Here is a 19,348-nt window from a genome sequence, read left to right on the forward strand (position 1 = left end):
CAAGCGCTTTCTACGTATAATTTTGTACTGTTTGTCCACTTTTTTTCATATATTGATGGCAATAACACCACAGACTTCCGCACACCGACCATTCCAAAAATAAAGGAGAAGAATTCATGGCTGCTTCACAACGACTCACCCATGTCCTGGTCACACTCGCTCTCCTGACCCTTTGTGTGTTAATGGTCTTGTATCCAGCGGAAACCTGGCATGCAGGTGTACGCGGACTGTCCATCTGGTGGGACGTATTGTTTCCCTCCCTTTTTCCTTTTTTGGTGCTGTCCGAGCTGCTGCTCGGCTTTGGCATTGTTCATTTTCTAGGTACCTTGCTGAATCCACTGATGCGTCCATTGTTTCGTGTTCCCGGAAGCGGTGGTTTTGTATTTGCCGTGAGCTGTGCATCCGGTTATCCTACAGGGGCGAAACTGACCGCTCAGTTATGGGAACAAAAGCTGGTTACCCGGGAAGAAGGAGAACGGCTCGTTGCCTTCACTACATCATCCGATCCGATCTTCATGATTGGAGCGGTATCGGTTGGGTTCTTCCATAATGTCGCCATTGCTCCAGTATTGGTTGCGAGCCATTACGCTGCAGCTTTTCTGGTGGGTATGCTCATGCGTTTTCACGGGGGTACAGCAAAAGGCTCACACCCAGACAGTTCTTCTGGATCTCCAACGGAGGGGATACCTAGAAACAGACTGGTCCGGGCCATCTATGCGATGCATGAAGCAAGAAAAGCTGACGGGCGGGCATTTGGTGAACTGCTGCGCCAGGCAGTCTCCTCATCCCTTCGCCTTATTATTATCGTAGGAGGGCTGGTTGTATTCTTCTCGGTCATGATGGAGCTACTTGTCCAGACCGGTTGGCTTGGCGGATTATACGGGATAACCGAGCAATTGTTACGACATAGCGGACTGCCTCCATCCTTATCTCCTAGCTTGGTCGGTGGGCTGTTTGAAGTAACGCTGGGGAACAAAGAGGCTGGGAGTGCCGGGGCATCCATCCCACTCGTCTATAAAGTAGCAGCAGCAGCCTTTGTTCTCTCTTGGGGTGGATTATCCGTCCATGCACAGATTATGAGTGTTCTTAGCAACACACCCATGAGATACGGTCCATTTCTATTTGCCAGAGCAATCCATGCGCTAATCGCCCCTGTGCTGGTCCTGCTGTTATGGACACCCATGATGGGGCGTTCCTCTTCACCCGTTCTCATGGAGCCCGGTTTCATCCCATCGTTATCAACGTATACACCGGACTGGGGACTGATTTTTTTATCCGGAATGATTGTTTTTGTAAGCCTCATCGTGTTGTTGTTATTCCTTGCGATATTAAGTTCCATTCTCAAACCTAGACGACATGCCAAAAAATAAGTGAACGATTCATCTATATTTAACTGAATATGCGCCCAAACGTTGTGTTCTTCAGCGGAATTGATTATCATCGGTAGTATAATGACCACAAAGGAGCTTTCATCTTGAGATACTATGTTCAAGACCGCGGAGACCAGTTATCGATTGATCTCAGTCAGCAGTTTCATGCGCTGGCGAAGGAAGAAGGGTTCAAGCTGGATGCAGAATCGCCGGAGATTGTTATCTCCATCGGGGGCGATGGTACGATGCTACAGGCATTTCACAATTTCATCGACCGTATTCCGGATATTGCTTTTGTTGGGGTTCATACAGGCCATCTCGGCTTTTACGCCGATTGGAAGAAGGAAGAATTACGGGAGTTAGTCAGGCTGATGAGTGGCAAGGGAGATCCGGAGCGTCTCAAACCACGTATTGTACAATACCCACTCTTGGAGCTTGAGATTCGTAAAAAGTCGGGGAATTCCTCTTACATCGCCCTTAATGAATTTACGTTAAAAGGTGTAGACGGTACCGTCGTAGCCCAGGTCGATATTAACGATGTGACATTTGAGATGTTCCGTGGGGATGGCATCTGTGTATCCACGCCATCAGGCAGCACGGCATACAACAAGGCCCTTGGCGGTGCCATGGTTCATCCAACCATCGAGGCGATTCAGATTGCGGAGATTGCATCGATTAATAACCGGGTCTATCGTACACTTGGTTCACCGGTTATTTTGCCCAAGCATCATCATTGTGATATTTTCTCCCGCAAGGATCAGCGGTTATTGATGACGATTGATCATGTGAATGTGATGGTGGAGGATCTGATCTCCGTCCGTTGTCAGGTATCCAGTCACAAGGTCAGTTTCGCACGTTTCCGCCCTTATCCATTCTGGAACCGGGTTCGCACGGCATTTCTTGACTAAAATAAACACACCAAAAAAGCGGTCCTTCTCAGGAACCGCTTTTTGCTTTGGCTTGAGGTTGATCCTTGCTCTTCTGAAGCACAAAGTACGCACAGCCAAAGTTACAATATTCATTGATATAATCCACCATACTGGCAATCGTGGAATCCTTCGTTGCTTTTGGATGGTTATCACGGTAAAAACCTTTTAACCTCAACTGGCTATAACCCCAGTCTCCGATAATATAATCATAACGCTCCAGCACTTCACTGTAACGATCACGGAAAACCTCTGGATTCCAGCCCTCTTTGTGGTTCTGGACGATTTCATAATTTTTGCCGCCGATCTGTACAATGACCGGTTCTTTGGGCTTTTCCTCAACTGATTCAACAACTGATTCCTGAACCGGCTCCTGGATCTGCTCCTGAAGTTGGTCCTGAATCTGTTCTGTGATTTTTTCTTCTTCCAATCCGGTATCCTCCATCACGCGTGTGTTGCCGCCTGTTCAGCATGTTTGGTAGCCGATTTCACCTGTTCATGCGCATGGTAGGAGCTGCGTACCATCGGGCCGGATTCGACGTGGCTGAACCCACGTTTTAATCCTTCCTGTTTCAATGCAGCAAACTCCTCTGGCGGATAATACTTTTCAACATACAGATGTTTCTCCGATGGCTGCAAATATTGACCAATCGTCATAATATCACAGTTCACCGCACGAAGATCATCCATTGTTGATAAAATTTCATTATATTCCTCACCTACACCAAGCATAATGCTTGATTTCGTAGGGATGTTAGGTTGCATTTCTTTGGCACGAGCAAGCAATTCCAGTGAACGTTTATATTTCGCCTTGGCACGCACTTTGTCTGACAACCGCTCAACCGTCTCAATATTGTGATTCAGAATGTCCGGTTTGGCATCCATTACAATCTGCAAAGATTCCCGATCGCCCAGAAAGTCTGGAATGAGTACTTCAACGCTACACAATGGCAACCGTCGTCTTACGGCCTTCACGGTCTCTGCAAAAATCGTAGCTCCCCCATCCTTCAGGTCATCACGGGCTACACTTGTAATTACGCAGTGTTGCAGATTCATCTGCTCTGCTGCTTCCGCCACACGTTCTGGTTCCTGCAAATCAAGCTCCGTTGGCAAGCCTGTATTCACCGCGCAAAAACGGCATGCCCTTGTGCAAATGTCGCCCAAAATCATAAAAGTGGCCGTTCGATTGGCCCAGCATTCATAAATATTTGGACACCGTGCTTCCTCACATACCGTATGCAGCGTTTTGGAACGCATCATCGTTTTCATTTCCTGATAGTTATCGCCGGTTGTCAATTTGATCCGAATCCAATCCGGCTTCGGTTCTTTAACACGTTTAGCCAATGCATAAACCTTCTTTCTACTGAAGTTAGGCTGTTGCTCGGAACATATTATACCATGAAAGCGCTGGAAAAACCCCAATTTGTCACATCTTGTGCATTCATGCCCGATATGGACAATTTGTATAATTGGATTCCCCCCAAGAGCTTACATGGATAAAATGAGAACTTTTGAAGAACGCTAACCTTTAGCTTGGTTCATCGGGTACCTTGTATCATTCTAATGGAAAGGGGTTGCTTCCCAGTGCAACAACGCTTGACCTTCAGGCACACGTGCCGCTTTTGGATCAAAACATTACTTGCAGGTACTCTGCTTCTCCCATTCTTGCCTGTTGAAGTTTACGGTGAACCCGCCCAGGCCGCTCCCAAACCACAGGTTGCCGAGTTAAAACCCGCAGAAATTTTCGCTGCACGTCGCCATTTATATGAAACCATCGGTCAGATGACCCAGATTCCTTGGTACAGGCTTGCTGCCATTGATCAGTATGAACGAACGATTACTCGTGCACATCCAAAGGATCGCAAGCATCCGGAGCGGCTTACGGGTATTTTTATGACCCCTCCGGCCTGGAGAGGATGGCTAAATCCCGATGAGACGGATCAACATCCGGAATCCATTCTTTTTTTCAAAGGATATGGACGTGATGGTTCAGGAGACGGTATAGCGGATGCCAACAATGATCAGGATGTGCTGTACAGCATGGCTTCTGTTATTCAAGGTTACGGAAACAAACAAGAGGACTTCAACATTGCCTTGTGGGAATATTATCACAACTCCCGTGCTGTGCAACGGATACAGCAATTCGCGAAGTTATATGAGCATTTTGACAATCTGGATCTATTCGGACATGCCTTTCCGGTCCCGCTCGGAACCAACTACTCCTATCGCAGTACCTGGGGGACAAAAAGAAGCTGGGGCGGTTATCGCATTCATGAGGGAACAGATATTTTCGCTCCGCATGGCCTGCCTGTGCGCAGTACCTGTTACGGGGTCGTGGAAATCAAAGGCTGGAATCCGTTTGGTGGCTGGCGCATCGGAATCCGTGATTTGAACAATCATTATCACTATTACGCCCACCTTTCGGGTTTTGACAAAAGTGCACGCATCGGTGAAGTTGTGATACCCGGTCAGGTCGTAGGTTGGGTTGGCAGTTCGGGTTACGGGAAACCTGGGACACAGGGCAAATTCCCTCCACATCTGCACTATGGGATCTATCGCGACAGCGGACTGCACGAATGGTCGTTCGACCCTTATCCACAGCTGAAACATTGGGAACAGGATGAACGCAAACAAAAGAGCAAGAAAAGCAAGTGAGACGAGGATATGCACGATCAGCAAAGCGAAAAAGGGACCTCTTTAATAGAGGCCCCTTTCTTTGCTTTGCAATTCAAATTTGTGTGTATCATGGGTGCGCGTCCTTATTGAGCTGCAATCCCCCATTCACATCAGGCAGATCATCCGGCTCAATTTCAAGTTCATTCCCTTGCAAATGGTCTGACGGCGTCTGTTGCTGATTCTGGCCAGGGGGATTCGTAGTTACTCCATTACCGCTTGATACACCCGTATGACCTGATGGCAGCGCAATAGCTGGGGCATTACTGCCGTTACTGCCCACTGGCTTGCCCTGATTATCGTAATAATACATTGGCACATCCCCGACAACCAAAAGGTAGGAAATCGGAATTTCCGTATCAACCGTTTCGGGTTCCATGTCGAAGGGCACCACGACCGCGACCTCAGCAATGATGTGAATGTACACTTCCACCAAAATCATGTTAATACCCGCATTCTGTTGACGGGTGTTCAGGTCCACTTTGACAGCTCCTTGGGGCTCAATACGAACCGGTATACTCGGGCCAAATGAAGCCAACACCGGACTGCCCAGCGCCTGCCCCAGCGGGATTTTTTCTTTTAACATGTGTACATTCTGCAGCGTGGATTGCACAATATTCATCGTACTTGCGGTGATTCGCATATGCTCGTTGTAGTTCAGCATGAAACCGGACACTTTCCCGGCGGTATCCGTCTTCCAGTCAATCAGTCCTTCGTTGGTTTTGCCATCTGCAACCTGTGCTGTAATCGCCTTGTTGATCGCTTCAGTCGCAATCTGTTTCACTCTGATCTTGGCCAAGTGCATGATTGGGGGCTTCATCTTTTTATCCACATAAGCAAAGCCCTGCATCAAACAAAACGCGGTGACCAATAAAATGATCAACCACATTTTGCGTTTGCCGCTTGGCGGCTTACGGCGTCTCCGGCTTCGCCATTTTCTTCTCATCATCGAAGTGTCCCTCCCCTACGGGATGAGCTATAGGCTATATGTTAACCTTATGCACCGTTGTCCCGAAAAAGAAGGACAGTACGTGGACACTGGATAGAAAGTAACAACAACATGAAAGGGACGAGTACTCCTCATTGGCTAAACTAACCCGGAAATCGGAAACACATAAACAGAGATAAAAAAACCTTTCACCCGCAGATTACTCTGCAAGGCAAAAGGCTTTATGTTCACACCACCCAAAGATTCAGGCCATGTCTATCTTTTTATTTCGGAACAGATTCCCAGTCTTTCAGGAAACGTTCAATTCCGCTGTCCGTCAGTGGGTGTTTCCAAAGTGTCGGCAGAAGCGAACCCGGAATGGTGGCAATATGCGCACCGGAAAGGGCTGCATCCTCTACATGTTTGATATTGCGAATGCTTGCTGCGATAATCTCGGAAGGCAGATCATACATGTCCAGAATAAGACGCAGATCACGAATCAATTTCATACCATCCACCGCAATATCATCCAAGCGACCAACGAATGGACTGATGTAGGTTGCACCAGCTTTCGCCGCCATCAGGCCCTGTGCTGCGGAGAAAATCAGCGTGACATTGGTTTTGATCCCTTTTTGCGTCAACTCATGACAAGCGTACAGCCCATCTTCGGTCATCGGCAATTTTATGACTACATTCGGTGCCCATTCTGCAATTTCATAAGCTTCCTTCAACATATCCTCGGCTTTGAGACCGATGACTTCAGCACTGACCGGGCCTTTAACAACGCCACAGATCTCCTGAATGACTTCTTTAAATACGCGACCTTCTTTGGCAATCAAAGACGGGTTAGTCGTGACTCCATCCACCAGACCCAGACGTTCGATCCGTTTGATTTCTTCCACATTCCCTGTATCCAAGAAAAATTTCATGATATGTTCCCTCCACTTGATGAATTCGTAAACACGATATAAGTCATTACCCGATGTTCATCATATGTTAACAGTTATATATAAATTAATTTTTCTCTACAGCGTGACCGCCAAATTCGTTACGCAATGCTGCTACCACTTTACCTGTAAATGTATCTGTTTCCAGGGAACGATAACGCATCAGCAAGGACAACGCAATAACCGGTGTAGCGGTTTGAAGGTCAAATGCCGTTTCAACCGTCCAGCGTCCTTCACCGGAAGAGTGCATAACACCTTTAATCTCATCGAGGTTTGCATCTTTGGAGAAGGCACGTTCTGTCAGTTCCATCAACCAAGAGCGGATAACGGAACCGTTGTTCCATACGCGTGCTACTTGTTCGAAGTCGAAATCAAATCCACTTTTCTCCAATACGTCAAAACCTTCACCGATGGATGCCATCATACCGTACTCGATACCATTGTGAACCATTTTGAGGAAGTGACCGCTGCCCGCTTTACCAGCATACAGGTAGCCATTCTCCACGGAAGTATCTTTGAATGCCGGTTCAACGATTGCCCAAGCTTCCGGGTCTCCACCGATCATATAACATGCGCCATTACGTGCGCCTTCCATACCGCCAGATGTACCTGCATCCATGTAGTGAATGCCTTTAGGTTTCATCTCTTCGTAGCGACGGATGGATTCTTTGTAGTGGGAGTTACCCGCTTCAATAATGATGTCGCCTTTGGACAACAATGGGCTAACTTCAGCCAATACTGCGTCTACTACGTTGTGGGGAACCATGATCCACAATACACGTGGGGATTCGAGCGAAGCCACCATCTCTGCGTAAGAAGATACGCCTTCAGCGCCATATTCTTTCATTTCATTTACTGCTTCAGCGTTCAGGTCAAAAGCAACCACTTCGTGTTTGTGATCAATCAGGTTTCTACCCAGGTTCAATCCCATTTTTCCTAATCCGACAAGTCCAAGTTTCATTTCAAAATCCTCCTGTTATGAACAATGTTTAAATTTTATTTGCGTTCAAAATTAAAAATAAGTGCTTAACGTTTGGCGAAGTAACCGTTCCGGTCACGAATCGTTCTTTTGATCGCTGTTATCCCCAGATTTTTTGAATCTCCTATATAGGAGAAAATCCGGGGATAAAGGCGAACGCTTTGCTTCTACAGAATCGATTTCGTCCCCTACACTACATTCTCAGCGTTCAAGCCAACCCATTTTAAAACTGAACCGCTAATCTATATTCAAAAATTTTCACGGCCTTCCGGCAAACATAACCGGAAGGACTTATGCAAAATTGGAACGGTATAATTCGTAATAGTTACTTTGTTATATCAGCAATTTGCTTCCATCCAACTCGCTTCTGAGTACAAGCTCTAGGGGAATAAAACATTTCGTTCTATATCCTGTTGACTTGAAAAGGTTTGTTTGGATTTGTGCAAATGATTATTTGTGAGCAGAACGGATTGTAAAGTTGTAAGTTGTTTTTACTATTGTGTTCTCTTATGCTCACTCTTTCGTTTCACTTACCACCAACGGTAGCCGTCTGCTGCTGTCAGGCGATCTGCTGACTCTGGTCCATGCGAACCTGCACTGTACGTATCCAGTGGCACGCTGCCAGCTTCGAATGCTTCCTGAATCGGTTGCACCCATTGCCATGCCAGCTCCACTTCGTTCCAGTGAGCGAAGAAGGTGGAATCTCCACGCATCGCATCAAAGATCAGATTCTCGTAGGCTTCAGGGATGTTACGTTTACCTGAATTGAAGGTCATATGCATTGGTTCCACTTCACCATGGTTCAATGGATTCTTCGCATTTAATTGAAGCGAGATGCTTTCTCCCGGACCAATTTCAATCGTCAGCAGGTTAGGTTCCGTTGTATTTTCGGCTTCATGACCGGTCTTCAGTGGAGCCTTGAACTCAACAACGATTCGAGTGGATTTCTCAGCCAGGCGTTTACCTGTACGGATATAAAATGGAACTTCGCTCCAGAATGGATCATCGATCCACAGTCTCGCGGCAACATACGTCTCATTCTGAGATCCGGCTGGAATGCCAGGCTCGTCCAGATATCCAACAACCGTGGAACCTTGCAACTCACCTGCTGCATATTGCGCACGAACAACTTCAGAAGCGATATTTTCATTTGTCAACGGACGAAGTGCTTCAGCAATTTTTTGCTTTTTGAATTGAATTTCTTCCGGTGTGCAACGTTTTGGCAAATGCAAACCAATCATCATCAGCAACTGAAGCATATGGTTTTGGAACATGTCACGCAGGGCACCACTTTGGTCGTAATAAGCGGCACGTTCTTCAACACCCACCGTCTCACTAGCCGTGATCTGTACATTGGCAATATAACGGTTAGACCACAACGCCTGAATCACCGGATTTGCATAGGTGAGCGTCTCAATATTTTGAACCATCGGTTTACCGAGGAAATGGTCAATGCGATAGATTTCTTCTTCCGCAAAGGTATTACTCAGTTTTTCGTTCAGATCACGCGCCGATTGCAGATCGTGTCCGAATGGTTTTTCGATAATCAGTTTCTTCCAGCCTCTGGTGTTACCCAGGCCACTTTCTTGAATGTTTAATGCGATTGGCTCAAAGAATTCCGGTGCCACCGACATGTAGAACATGCGGTTTTCGGGAATGTTAAGCTCTTGTTCACGCTGTTGAACCAGTTCCAACAGCTTGGTGTAATCTTCAAGCTTCGTATTATTTAAAGAACAATAACGGAAAGCTCCAATGAAATCACGAACTTGAGATGCTTCTTCCGGCGTCTGACGTGAGAATTCATGCAGTGACTTTTCAACATTCGCCTGGAAGTCCATATCCGACAATTCACGTCGTCCCAATCCGATAACGGAGAAGGATTTCGGCATTTTCTGATCCATGTACAAGTTATATAATGCAGGGTAAATCTTGCGTTTGGCTAAATCGCCTGTTGCCCCGAACAGGACAAATGTCATTGCATCCATTGGAGTGCCTCCTGTGATCTGTGCAGTATAGTATATGATGTTGCAAAATGTTCAAATCCAAGCATGACAAAAGACGGAATAAGTGGGTGTGTTCCCCGCCTTGCCTCCGTTTATATAACGCACTTGAATTTACCCATGGAACATTCCTTCTCTCCACAACCTGTGTTTAGGTTATAAATTGTAACCATTTGAATTAACGTTACCCATATTACACCTGTCGTCACAATTCGTCAATAATCGTGTCGAACCTGTGAACTCCAGTGTTTATAGGGTTTTTATTTGATGATAACGCTTTATGTGGTAACATTAAGAACAATTGGTATGTGACATTTTACACATATGGCCTGTGGACAAGTAGGTTACAATAAGTATACTAATGATATTACAAGCAATACTAAACCAAAGGAGTACAATCATGAGCGATGATGAGAATGCCAAGCAAATATGTACAAAAGTGGAACAATCTTATCAGATCATTGGCCGAAAATGGGTAGCCCTCATTATCCATGCGTTGATGGAGGAACCCAAACGCTTCAGTGAGATTCACGCTTATATCCCTGACTTGAGCAAACGTGTGTTAAATGAGCGAATGAAGGAACTGGAGGAAGAAGGACTTGTGGTTCGCCATGTGGTCACGGAACGTCCAGTTCGAACTGAATATATGTTGTCCCGAAAAGGAACGGAACTGGGGAGAGCGCTAAGCGCCGTAGAACGTTGGGCTGATAAGTGGCTGTAACAGCTTGAGGAATCCTTAATGTTTATTTAGCTTGAAGCTTACCGATGTGCAATCCCGGAGGTGGAGTATCGCGTTTAGCAACTGGCTAGTGCAATCCGCATCCGGGATTTTTTTAATTCAAACGGTAAATACTAATTGTGTATAGAGACGTAATAACGCTATTATTTTGCAAACTAAAATAATGCTTGCTGCACCGTTCAAATTGTTGCCGATAATACAACGGGCTCGTCCCGGCAGATTTGCGAAATAATTGGATGAAATACATCCGTTCGGAAATCTGGCACGTCTGCCAATCTCCTCCACCGAAAATGTTGTTATATCAAGGCATAAGTAGTCCTGCTTCAACCTTCGAGCTGTGACGTAATCCGTAATGCTGCTACCTGTCTCTTGATGAAAAATGCGGGAAGCATACGATTTGGACAGGTGAACATCTGCCGCCATCTAACCCAATCTTGATCTCATAATCCAAATGCTTTTCAATCCACCACATCATCTTCTCCAAGTGTCTAAAATGACGTGAATCCGCTAACTGTGAAAGCGCTACATTTACACCCTCTTTCTGTTGAACCAACACGCTCAAAAGCTGAAGCTAAACAGCACTGATTCTGCCTATTCTCCCTCACACGACTACGAGACTGATTGTAGCTCTCATTGATCCAATCCCTGACTATGGAGATTATGATCTTGAAGTGAATACGAGTTACATGGATGGAAAAACCAAGTGTATTGATTTTTTATGGTGATGTAGGTGTAATCGACCTAGTACAAAAAAAGATGCCCATCCTCACTTATGTGAGGGGCATCCTTTTCACGGAAAACACTACGAATCCAACTTGCTCCCGAGTGTAATACTCGAATCCTCGAAGTTGTCCACCGTCGTCTTTTTTTCATAAAAGTGTACGGCATGTTGCATAATTCCTTCTCTTGTGTAAAACGCGTCTTCCGACCCAAGTGGAAAAACAACCTTTTCTCCCGTACTTGCCGACTTATAGATGCCCACAATCAGTTCAAGCGTATTCCGACCGCTTTGGCCATCCACCAGAAGGGGAGATCCTGTCTCAATAGCATTTAACACATTCTCAACTTGCCCAGCGTGACCGACATGAATAACATCCGGTAATTCGTCAGCGAGCTTCTGAATCTGGTGTTCCAACTCTCGATTCGGTTCCGGAAATCCGTTATTCCGGGCGGTAGAAGCAACGACTTTCCAAGGTGCAGATACCCGGGCTTCTTTGCCCTGAAAAATTAACTGCTGATCCTCTCCGTGATGTACGACGGAACTGGTAATCATGCCAAGCGCCCCTTCCTGGAAGCGAAGCATCGACATGGATATATCCTCAACTTCGGCATTATCATGTGCCGTATTTGCCATCATCGCCTGTAATTCCACTGGAGGTCCCATCATCCAAAGCATGGCATCAATATGATGCACCGCATGATTAAGGGTACAGCCTCCGCCTTCTTTTTCCCATGTCCCGCGCCACCACAGATCATAATAATTGTGGCCCCGCCACCAGAACGAATCAACCTGCACATGTACAATCGGTCCCATCCGTTTACTGTCCAGCACACCTTTTAGCTTCATCATTGGTGTCGTAAAACGATTCTGTGCTACTACGGATAACAACTTACCACTTGCTTGCGCTGCCCTCAACATCAGATCCGCTTCCTCCAGGGAAGATGCCATCGGTTTTTCAACCAACACATGTGCACCTGCTTGCATGAAATCACACGCAATGGGAGCATGCGTATACGGTGGTGTACAGACTGATACCAGATCAATGTTTAGGGCAAGTAACTCTGTGTAATCCGTGACAGCTTGTGCACCTTCCAGACCATATTCATTAATTCGCTTCTGTGCTTTTTCCATGTAGATATCGACCACAGCAACAATCTGACATCGCTCAGGGAACGCCATATATGCTGAGATATGTGCTCCACTAATTGCACCTGCTCCGATAATCGCTACTTTTAACATCGTTGCATACCTCCCTTATTCTCTTCACAATACACAATAATAAAGCGCTTTTATGCGTTCATCTTGTGCTAAAATAAAACTATCTTGCGCATGATAAGGGAGGCATTCATGAAGTCCATCTTTCTGGGAGAACAATTTAATCTGGTCTGTCGTCGTACATCCAATACTACGTCTCGCGAAGTGTTCCATGCTCATTCGCAGCTGGAGATAACCTATATTCACGAAGGATATGGGCAGTTGATAACCGAAGGTCAGGTTTTCTCCCTTGAACCCGGTATGCTCATGATTTTTCGACCTTTTCAATTGCACCACATCCAGATTCAAGTATCCAGACAGCAGCCTTTCATTCGAAATGTACTCATGGTTGAACTTGATCTACTGAAGGCACATTGGCCCCAATTTATCGTTACTCACGACTTCATACAGGATCTGCTGGAAGAGCAATCCCCCATTCAGCCCATCCGACTTGCTGCCACATCCCCACTCGTTCAACGAATGGAACAATATGCAGATACGTATCCAGCTCTCCTTCCCCACGTAATAGAGGAGGATACACGCCTCTTTTTATTGGATCTGCTCGCACAACTTCGCTATCTGTGGCAGGACGGGCAGCAGCACCGCTCCCAAGATGTACTTTCGTCCAGTGCAACCGTTCTTCACCCTCATGCCGAAGCCATCATGCAATGGATTGAACAGCATTACCAGGAGCCTTTTCGTTTGGAGCATATCGCAGATACACTTCATCTGTCCCCCTATCATCTATCTCATGTATTCAAAAAAGCGACTGGTACCACCATCGTTGCTTATGCTCAAGCCACCCGCATCCGTCATGCCTGTGTGCTGCTCACTCGATCCTCGCTCACCGTTCCCGAAATCGGTCACCGTGTCGGTATGACGAGCCCCTCCTACTTTTGCAAAGTATTCCGTACTACCACAGGCTCTACACCACATCAATATCGGCTGAAAGTGCAGGGGAGGAAGTAATGGATCACAACAACAAGAAAGAAGCGAAAGAATTCACTTCTCCGCTTCTTCTCGTACAAACCGATTTCACTTGCTTCACCGCACATCAAGCCCCAACTTCTCCAAATACGGAATAAGTCGCTCTCTTAATTGCCTCAAATCATCCTTCTGTTCCACTGACAAGCGCTCATCATGAATGCTTCCATCCTTGTCTACCACCATCACTTCATACGCCTTCATTTGTTCATACACAGATTTGAACTCGGTAAACTCCTCTTTAGTTAACATCTCCTCCGCCCGCGCCAACTGCTCCGTCCAGAATTGTTGCTCATTCATAGGATCCTTTTGTGAAGCAGTACTCACAGCTTCCAGCTTCTCGAAAAACGGTTCCAGCTCAGCTACAAGAAGGTTATATCGTTCCTGCTCCACTGTACTCCACTGCTCTGGATACATATTGCCCTGAGAATCGGCATACTTCACGGCCATTTGCCCTAATTGCTTCAGCAAGTCCATATATTGAACAAATTCTTCTTCGCTGAAATGGGCCTTGGCCGTCTGCAGCTTTGCTTCCAACCTCATATAATCCTCAGCTGTTCCCCCCATAGCTTTGATATTCTCCTGCGAACCATATATTCCGTCTGCGAGATAGGTGTATCCTGCGTAGGCTCCGGTGGGAATAATGAGCACAACAGCTAATAGTCCAGTGATCAGCCATTTTTTTCGATTTCTTCTGATGTGTGAATCATTTCGAATACTATCCATCATTTTATGTTTAATTCTCGCAGGAACGGACCAGTCTTTGGTCTCTTCCTGGTAGGCTGTTCGCAACTGTTCATCGAGTTTCATGCAGATCCTCCACCTTTCCCCGCAATCTTGGATTCATCTTCTCTTTCTGTCTTAACTTCGCCAGCGCCGCATGTATGCGCGATTTTACGGTTCCAAGCGGAATCTCCAATATGCCAGCAATCTCCTCTTGCGTGTATTCATTTAAATAATGAAGTGTGACCACCTGCTGCAGCTTGTATGGCAAACGGCGCACCTGTTCCAGGAGAGGACGATTTGCCAGCTTGTTGACCAGATCAGTGGAAAAATCATATTCTAGTCCCACGTCAGATTTTTCGATCCGCTTGCCAAACCGAAACTGCATCAATCTTTTGCGTCGATAACTCTGAACCTGTCGCATCGTCACCCCCATCAACCAGGGACGAAAAGCACGCTCCGCATCATATCGCGCCAATGATCGATACGCCTGAATGTAAATCTCCTGTACTACATCCTCCGCATCAGACTTGTCCTTGATGAGAAATCGCACAGTTTGATATATCCTCGTCACTGTTTTCTCATATAATTCTCCATAAGCTTCTTCATGCCCCGCCCGTATTAACGTTACAAGTTCTATGTACTCATCTTGCTCACTCATTATCCATCCCCCTCCTCCTTACACTATATATTGGTATGTCAGCATCATATCGTTCGATTTAATTATTGAATGAGTAGGTATGGCTGAATCTGACACAAAAAGGCCCTCTGGTGTTTATCATGATATAATATACCTAATTTTGATATAATTGGTGTTTCTGCATCTGAGTTATAAGATCCCCTTTGGTCTTTTGCTATTATCTATTTCGATCATCGGATTTGTAATCGCCAGAAGCAACCTCGAGGCCTACGTCACGGTATATAGACTTATCGGGATCTTGGTTATCTTATCGTCTCTTTTTCTTTCGAAAGCGGATATAAGGGAGTAACTTAGCAGGGGTGGTCACTACTGTAATGAAACTTTTCAGCAAATTGTACTCAGAATATTTACTGATTCCACGACCTCTACGTTTGTTGTTTTTATGGGGATGGATTGTTTTGTTTATTGTTGCTGGTACCAAATTCAGATGGTTCTACTTCCTTTAATAAACTGATTTCAAAGAAGTCTGATCCCCTGGGACATCAAAAAAGAGCTGAGTCGTCATTATGACGTCTCGGCTCTTTTTTGATGCTCATCCTCTTCCTTGCAGATAAAGATATAGGTAATCAACTCGGGCTCGCTTATACGTTCCTTTTGAGACAAACTTTATTTGATATTCTGAAATTCATATCACTTGATCACCGCTCATGAATATGTCCACCTGTTCAAGTCTTGCCACTAAGTTGGTAAGGCTTTTTCTCTTAAACATAAGTTGTTTGGCTTTGCTTATGGATTCTTTAGATTTTCTTCAGATTTATGCTTATTAATTCCTTAGTTTTTTTCATTAAGATTGCTATATCAACAAGAGAGGAGGCAAAACAATGATCAGTAATACGATCTTAGAGCTACTTCATCAGTATGGTTATCTGATTTTTTATTTTGCCTTCTCATTAGGGCCTTTCGGTATTCCAATCCCAAATGAGATCACGATTATCAGCGGTGCCATTTTGAGTCATACAGGAGTTATCAATTCATGGATCACATACTTCTGTATTTTATCAGGACTATTAACAGCCATTACCTTTGCTTATTTTGCAGGGAAGTTATTTGGAACCAAGATAAAACACAGCTTTCAACATCATAAACACTTCGTTAAGGCTGAACTGATTCTGAATAAAAGTGGCAATTGGGCGATGTGCGTCGGTTTGTTCATTCCAATCGTGCGGTATGTTCTCCCTTTGGTGATGGGACTCAGTGGCGTGCAGTATAGAAAATTTGCTCTTATCTCCTATTCCAGTGCTTTGTTATGGACCATAACGTATTTTACAGCGGGAATTTACTTCGGTGGCCCCATACTATCTACGCTTCATTTATTACATTTCTAACTGGTTTGAATAACATACCATCACATTATGGAGGAATCCCTATGAATTCCAATGAACCTGTTTTATTTTTGAAAAGCTTTCTTCAAAGCCCTAAACATGTTGGCAGCATCATCCCCAGTTCCCGGTTTCTCGCCAGCAAAATGGTGAAGCAAGCCTCTTGGCTAGAGGCCAAAGCAGTCGCCGAGCTCGGATCGGGTACAGGTGCTATCACTCGTTATATTCAACAAGAGGTGCAGGGTTCAACGCAAGTGTTGTTGTTTGAGATGAACGAAACGATGAGGAATACTCTTAAGACGGCATACCCGGAGTTCTCCTGTTATCCAGACGCCGCTCGATTGGTAGAATCCATGAATCAAGAGGGCGTTCAGCAACTCGATTACATTTTTAGCGGATTGCCGTTTTTCAACTTTGAGCCTGAATTAAGAAGTACGTTGGTAGACCAGATCTATAAGGCACTCAAACCTGGAGGATTATTCATCGCCTTTCAATATTCACTTCAAATGAAAAAAACATTATCCGAACACTTTATCATCGAAAAAATAGAATTAGTGCCTTTGAATATCCCACTTGCGTTCGTTTATGTCTGTCGCAAAAAGGAAACAATTTAAACATTCCAGACTATCGTTTACACTGATGTTATCCTAATTTTTAAGGAGTGTTGAATTATGAATACCGTTCTCGTTGTTGATGATGAACCCGATATCCGGGATGTCATTCATGTCTATTTACGTAACGAAGGATATCAGGTCATTGAAGCAGCCAATGGTGAGGAAGCGCTAAATATTATCAAAACAACATCCGTCCAACTCGTAATACTGGATGTCATGATGCCCATCATGGACGGAATCAAAGCCTGCTTCAAAATAAGAGAAGTATCAGCCACTCCCATTATTATGTTATCCGCAAAGGAAGAAGACATTGATAAAATCACTGGCCTGACTACCGGGGCCGATGATTACATGGTCAAACCGTTTAATCCGCTAGAATTGCTGGCTCGCGTTAAGGCTCAGTTGCGACGTCAAACACTGATCGGGAAACCAGAATCCAATTCACTTATTTTGATCAAGGACCTTGTCATTGATACGAGTAAACATTCTGTGAAGCTCAAAGATAATGACATTTCGCTTACACCATTAGAGTTTTCCATTCTGGTGCTGCTTGCCAGCCATCCTGGACAAGTATTTAGCTCCGAGAAAATTTACGAAACTGTATGGAAAGAACCTTACGGGTATTCGGATAATACGGTGATGGTCCACATTCGTAATCTGCGAGAGAAATTGGAAGTAAATCCGCGGGAACCTCAGTACATTAAAACGGTATGGGGAGTGGGATATAAAATTGATTAAACGATTACCACAGTTTAAAAAAAAGATACAGATTAACATCCTATATCAAATGTTGATCAGTTTATTGATTTCGTTTGTTGGCTCTGTGGGTGTAAATAATATGTTAATCATAGCTGCCGCAAAAATTAGTGAAAGATTTAATTGGCCTTCGCTTCTCTACATCTTTCCTTACGTTCTAACACCAATCTTCATCGTAATTTTCACATTAATTTTTTTGTTTTCCACACGAAAAATTGTGAGAGATCTCATTACATTAGAACAAGGGCTTCAAATCATATCTGAAGGAAATTTGAATTACAGGGTGCCCGTTAATCGACAAGATGAACTTGGGCGCGTCGCTTCCAACATCAATCACATGACAGAACAGTTAAAGCAACAGATTGCTAAAGAACGTGAATTGGAGCAATCCAAGATGGACCTAATCACTGGCATCTCACATGACCTGCGTACACCGCTTACCAGCATAATTGGCTATATTGAGCTTCTCAAATCAGAATCATTTCAAGACAAAGCGGAGTATGACCGTTTCATACAAAACACCTATAACAAAGCAACGCATTTGAAGAAGTTACTCGATGATTTATTTGAATATACGCGTCTTAACGAAGTGAACACCCGATTGGATTTGAAAAATGTTGACCTCTGTCAGCTATTGGACCAATTGTTGTTTGAATTCGAACCTTTAGCTCAGGAGCATGGGATTCGTATTGAAAAAAAACTCGGTAATGCTCCAATCATGGTTTCCCTGGATAGTGATAAGATCGCTCGAGCCATCGACAATCTCCTCATGAATGCACTAAAGTATTCCTTTAAACCGGGCACGATTCATGTTCGAATGAGTGTGCAGGATAATCACGTTACCATTGAAGTAGAGAATAAAGGCATACCACTAACGATAGAACAAAAAAACAGACTGTTTGATCGCTTTTATAAGGTGGATTATTCGAGGAATAGCGAAGGTATTCAATCAGGATCTGGTCTGGGACTTTCTATTGCGAGAAACATTGCGGATTTACATCAGGGGACTTTAACACTAAAACATACGCGTAACGTATTTATATTCCAACTAAGCTTGCCTTCTAACATCCAGTGAAACATTCAATAGCATTGATAATGGAGGATACCGCGATGAAAACATCCGAACCTCTTCTTTTCCTGCAAGGATTTCTGAGGAACCCCAAACGAGTAGGCAGTGTTCTCCCCAGTTCCAAATATCTAGCCCGTAAAATCGTCCAGTGCATACGATGGGATGAGGTTAGAACCATTGCTGAGCTGGGGCCAGGAACAGGGGCCATCACCCGGCTCATAAGATCACAATTACCGAAATCGGCAACCGTGTTTTTATTTGAAAGAGACACCAAAATGAGAAGTAATCTGAAGAAAACATATCCTGAATTCATGTTCCATTCCAATGCATCCTATCTATTAAAAAGAATCAACCAAGAACATATGCATCAGTTGGATAGCATCATTTGCGGACTGCCCTTTTTTAATTTTTCCAGAGAAATGAGACAAAACATCCTGTCACAGATCCATACAGCTCTCCGACCTGGAGGCACCTTAGTGTTATACCAGTACTCACTTCATATGAAGAAACGATTAGCTGAGTTATTTGAGATGGAGAAAATTCAATTTGTGCCCTTCAGCTTCCCTCCTGTTTTTGTATATGTTTGTCGTAAAAGACAAGATGAAGGACAACGTGTAACGATCGACTTGAGGAAGACTTGATTTAT

General features: G+C 44.7%; 20 protein-coding genes. 10 read left to right on the forward strand and 10 right to left on the reverse strand.

Annotated features, from left to right (window positions below):
* The first annotated feature begins 116 nt into the window (after nucleotides 1–116).
* On the forward strand, nucleotides 117–1,370 hold the full coding sequence (gene ylbJ, locus PAEAM_RS29025) for a sporulation integral membrane protein YlbJ (protein WP_100529781.1): 1,254 nt from the start codon (nucleotides 117–119) through the stop codon (nucleotides 1,368–1,370).
* Between the two features lie 104 nt (nucleotides 1,371–1,474).
* Nucleotides 1,475–2,278 carry an NAD kinase gene (locus PAEAM_RS29030; protein ID WP_036673293.1) on the forward strand — a complete coding sequence of 268 codons (804 nt, stop codon included), beginning with the start codon at nucleotides 1,475–1,477 and terminating at the stop codon, nucleotides 2,276–2,278.
* Nucleotides 2,279–2,306: 28 nt separating this feature from the next.
* Here the strand turns inward: PAEAM_RS29030 and PAEAM_RS29035 are convergent, their stop codons facing one another.
* Together PAEAM_RS29035 and lipA are read right to left on the reverse strand one after the other, a co-directional pair.
* Nucleotides 2,307–2,726: a YutD family protein gene (locus PAEAM_RS29035; protein ID WP_235200693.1), complete on the reverse strand. Its 420-nt coding sequence runs from the start codon at nucleotides 2,724–2,726 to the stop codon at nucleotides 2,307–2,309.
* 14 nt (nucleotides 2,727–2,740) lie between these two features.
* Nucleotides 2,741–3,640, reverse strand: coding sequence for a lipoyl synthase (lipA, locus tag PAEAM_RS29040; protein WP_017692371.1), 900 nt, complete (start codon nucleotides 3,638–3,640; stop codon nucleotides 2,741–2,743).
* A gap of 240 nt (nucleotides 3,641–3,880) precedes the next feature.
* Between lipA and PAEAM_RS29045 the strand changes: the two genes are divergently transcribed.
* On the forward strand, nucleotides 3,881–4,951 hold the full coding sequence (locus PAEAM_RS29045; protein WP_100529782.1) for a M23 family metallopeptidase: 1,071 nt from the start codon (nucleotides 3,881–3,883) through the stop codon (nucleotides 4,949–4,951).
* Between the two features lie 88 nt (nucleotides 4,952–5,039).
* On the opposite strand, the gene yunB is transcribed toward PAEAM_RS29045, so the two are convergent.
* The 4 genes from yunB to zwf form a co-directional block, all read right to left on the reverse strand.
* Complete coding sequence (gene yunB / locus PAEAM_RS29050; protein ID WP_074096394.1) at nucleotides 5,040–5,918, reverse strand: sporulation protein YunB; 879 nt, start codon at nucleotides 5,916–5,918, stop codon at nucleotides 5,040–5,042.
* 263 nt (nucleotides 5,919–6,181) lie between these two features.
* The gene (fsa, locus tag PAEAM_RS29055) at nucleotides 6,182–6,826 is read right to left on the reverse strand and encodes a fructose-6-phosphate aldolase (protein WP_036605718.1); all 645 of its coding nucleotides are present in this window, start codon (nucleotides 6,824–6,826) and stop codon (nucleotides 6,182–6,184) included.
* An 85-nt stretch (nucleotides 6,827–6,911) separates the two neighbouring features.
* Nucleotides 6,912–7,805, reverse strand: a complete 894-nt coding sequence (gene gnd / locus PAEAM_RS29060; protein ID WP_017692367.1) for a phosphogluconate dehydrogenase (NAD(+)-dependent, decarboxylating) — start codon at nucleotides 7,803–7,805, stop codon at nucleotides 6,912–6,914.
* Between the two features lie 548 nt (nucleotides 7,806–8,353).
* Nucleotides 8,354–9,808 carry a glucose-6-phosphate dehydrogenase gene (zwf, locus tag PAEAM_RS29065; protein WP_100529783.1) on the reverse strand — a complete coding sequence of 485 codons (1,455 nt, stop codon included), beginning with the start codon at nucleotides 9,806–9,808 and terminating at the stop codon, nucleotides 8,354–8,356.
* A gap of 415 nt (nucleotides 9,809–10,223) precedes the next feature.
* Between zwf and PAEAM_RS29070 the strand changes: the two genes are divergently transcribed.
* On the forward strand, nucleotides 10,224–10,544 hold the full coding sequence (locus PAEAM_RS29070) for a winged helix-turn-helix transcriptional regulator (RefSeq protein ID WP_036605715.1): 321 nt from the start codon (nucleotides 10,224–10,226) through the stop codon (nucleotides 10,542–10,544).
* Between the two features lie 117 nt (nucleotides 10,545–10,661).
* Here the strand turns inward: PAEAM_RS29070 and PAEAM_RS32055 are convergent, their stop codons facing one another.
* Nucleotides 10,662–10,985, reverse strand: a complete 324-nt coding sequence (locus tag PAEAM_RS32055; protein ID WP_100529784.1) for a helix-turn-helix transcriptional regulator — start codon at nucleotides 10,983–10,985, stop codon at nucleotides 10,662–10,664.
* A 379-nt stretch (nucleotides 10,986–11,364) separates the two neighbouring features.
* A complete protein-coding gene (locus PAEAM_RS29080; protein WP_100529785.1) occupies nucleotides 11,365–12,522 on the reverse strand; it encodes a Gfo/Idh/MocA family protein in 1,158 nt (385 codons plus the stop codon).
* 108 nt (nucleotides 12,523–12,630) lie between these two features.
* Here PAEAM_RS29080 and PAEAM_RS29085 point away from each other — a divergent pair, with 108 nt between their 5' ends.
* Nucleotides 12,631–13,506 (forward strand): AraC family transcriptional regulator, encoded by an 876-nt coding sequence (locus tag PAEAM_RS29085; protein WP_165790096.1) that lies wholly within the window; start codon nucleotides 12,631–12,633, stop codon nucleotides 13,504–13,506.
* Between the two features lie 75 nt (nucleotides 13,507–13,581).
* Here PAEAM_RS29085 and PAEAM_RS29090 read toward each other — a convergent pair whose 3' ends face one another.
* On the reverse strand, nucleotides 13,582–14,331 hold the full coding sequence (locus tag PAEAM_RS29090) for a DUF3600 domain-containing protein (protein ID WP_100529787.1): 750 nt from the start codon (nucleotides 14,329–14,331) through the stop codon (nucleotides 13,582–13,584).
* Nucleotides 14,318–14,905 carry a sigma-70 family RNA polymerase sigma factor gene (locus tag PAEAM_RS29095; RefSeq protein WP_076328962.1) on the reverse strand — a complete coding sequence of 196 codons (588 nt, stop codon included), beginning with the start codon at nucleotides 14,903–14,905 and terminating at the stop codon, nucleotides 14,318–14,320. The genes PAEAM_RS29090 and PAEAM_RS29095 overlap by 14 nt, the downstream gene beginning before the upstream one ends.
* 860 nt (nucleotides 14,906–15,765) lie before the next feature.
* On the opposite strand from PAEAM_RS29095, the gene PAEAM_RS29100 reads away from it, so the two are divergent.
* Genes PAEAM_RS29100 through PAEAM_RS29120 form a run of 5 tightly spaced genes read left to right on the forward strand, consistent with a single transcriptional unit; the run spans nucleotide 15,766 to nucleotide 19,343 of the window.
* Nucleotides 15,766–16,269: a DedA family protein gene (locus PAEAM_RS29100; protein WP_100529788.1), complete on the forward strand. Its 504-nt coding sequence runs from the start codon at nucleotides 15,766–15,768 to the stop codon at nucleotides 16,267–16,269.
* A 41-nt stretch (nucleotides 16,270–16,310) separates the two neighbouring features.
* A complete protein-coding gene (locus tag PAEAM_RS29105; RefSeq protein ID WP_100529789.1) occupies nucleotides 16,311–16,877 on the forward strand; it encodes a class I SAM-dependent methyltransferase in 567 nt (188 codons plus the stop codon).
* Nucleotides 16,878–16,934: 57 nt separating this feature from the next.
* Complete coding sequence (locus tag PAEAM_RS29110) at nucleotides 16,935–17,615, forward strand: response regulator transcription factor (protein WP_100529790.1); 681 nt, start codon at nucleotides 16,935–16,937, stop codon at nucleotides 17,613–17,615.
* Between the two features lie 49 nt (nucleotides 17,616–17,664).
* Nucleotides 17,665–18,708 (forward strand): sensor histidine kinase, encoded by a 1,044-nt coding sequence (locus PAEAM_RS29115; protein ID WP_100529802.1) that lies wholly within the window; start codon nucleotides 17,665–17,667, stop codon nucleotides 18,706–18,708.
* Nucleotides 18,709–18,743: 35 nt separating this feature from the next.
* On the forward strand, nucleotides 18,744–19,343 hold the full coding sequence (locus tag PAEAM_RS29120; RefSeq protein WP_100529791.1) for a class I SAM-dependent methyltransferase: 600 nt from the start codon (nucleotides 18,744–18,746) through the stop codon (nucleotides 19,341–19,343).
* The last annotated feature ends 5 nt before the right edge of the window (nucleotides 19,344–19,348 follow it).

It is taken from the genome of Paenibacillus sp. GM1FR, from assembly GCF_002803315.1.
In the GTDB taxonomy this organism is placed as follows: Bacteria; Bacillota; Bacilli; order Paenibacillales; family Paenibacillaceae; genus Paenibacillus; species Paenibacillus amylolyticus.

Excerpts from the sequence above, each read along its gene's own strand:
- ylbJ (WP_100529781.1), top strand. The coding sequence starts at position 117 with ATGGCTGCTTCACAACGACTCACCCATGTCCTGGTCACACTCGCTCTC.
- yunB (WP_074096394.1), bottom strand. The coding sequence starts at position 5,918 with ATGATGAGAAGAAAATGGCGAAGCCGGAGACGCCGTAAGCCGCCAAGC.
- fsa (WP_036605718.1), bottom strand. The coding sequence starts at position 6,826 with ATGAAATTTTTCTTGGATACAGGGAATGTGGAAGAAATCAAACGGATC.
- gnd (WP_017692367.1), bottom strand. The coding sequence starts at position 7,805 with ATGAAACTTGGACTTGTCGGATTAGGAAAAATGGGATTGAACCTGGGT.
- zwf (WP_100529783.1), bottom strand. The coding sequence starts at position 9,808 with ATGGATGCAATGACATTTGTCCTGTTCGGGGCAACAGGCGATTTAGCC.
- PAEAM_RS29070 (WP_036605715.1), top strand. The coding sequence starts at position 10,224 with ATGAGCGATGATGAGAATGCCAAGCAAATATGTACAAAAGTGGAACAA.
- PAEAM_RS32055 (WP_100529784.1), bottom strand. The coding sequence starts at position 10,985 with ATGGCGGCAGATGTTCACCTGTCCAAATCGTATGCTTCCCGCATTTTT.
- PAEAM_RS29080 (WP_100529785.1), bottom strand. The coding sequence starts at position 12,522 with ATGTTAAAAGTAGCGATTATCGGAGCAGGTGCAATTAGTGGAGCACAT.
- PAEAM_RS29085 (WP_165790096.1), top strand. The coding sequence starts at position 12,631 with ATGAAGTCCATCTTTCTGGGAGAACAATTTAATCTGGTCTGTCGTCGT.
- PAEAM_RS29090 (WP_100529787.1), bottom strand. The coding sequence starts at position 14,331 with ATGAAACTCGATGAACAGTTGCGAACAGCCTACCAGGAAGAGACCAAA.
- PAEAM_RS29095 (WP_076328962.1), bottom strand. The coding sequence starts at position 14,905 with ATGAGTGAGCAAGATGAGTACATAGAACTTGTAACGTTAATACGGGCG.
- PAEAM_RS29100 (WP_100529788.1), top strand. The coding sequence starts at position 15,766 with ATGATCAGTAATACGATCTTAGAGCTACTTCATCAGTATGGTTATCTG.
- PAEAM_RS29105 (WP_100529789.1), top strand. The coding sequence starts at position 16,311 with ATGAATTCCAATGAACCTGTTTTATTTTTGAAAAGCTTTCTTCAAAGC.
- PAEAM_RS29110 (WP_100529790.1), top strand. The coding sequence starts at position 16,935 with ATGAATACCGTTCTCGTTGTTGATGATGAACCCGATATCCGGGATGTC.
- PAEAM_RS29115 (WP_100529802.1), top strand. The coding sequence starts at position 17,665 with ATGTTGATCAGTTTATTGATTTCGTTTGTTGGCTCTGTGGGTGTAAAT.
- PAEAM_RS29120 (WP_100529791.1), top strand. The coding sequence starts at position 18,744 with ATGAAAACATCCGAACCTCTTCTTTTCCTGCAAGGATTTCTGAGGAAC.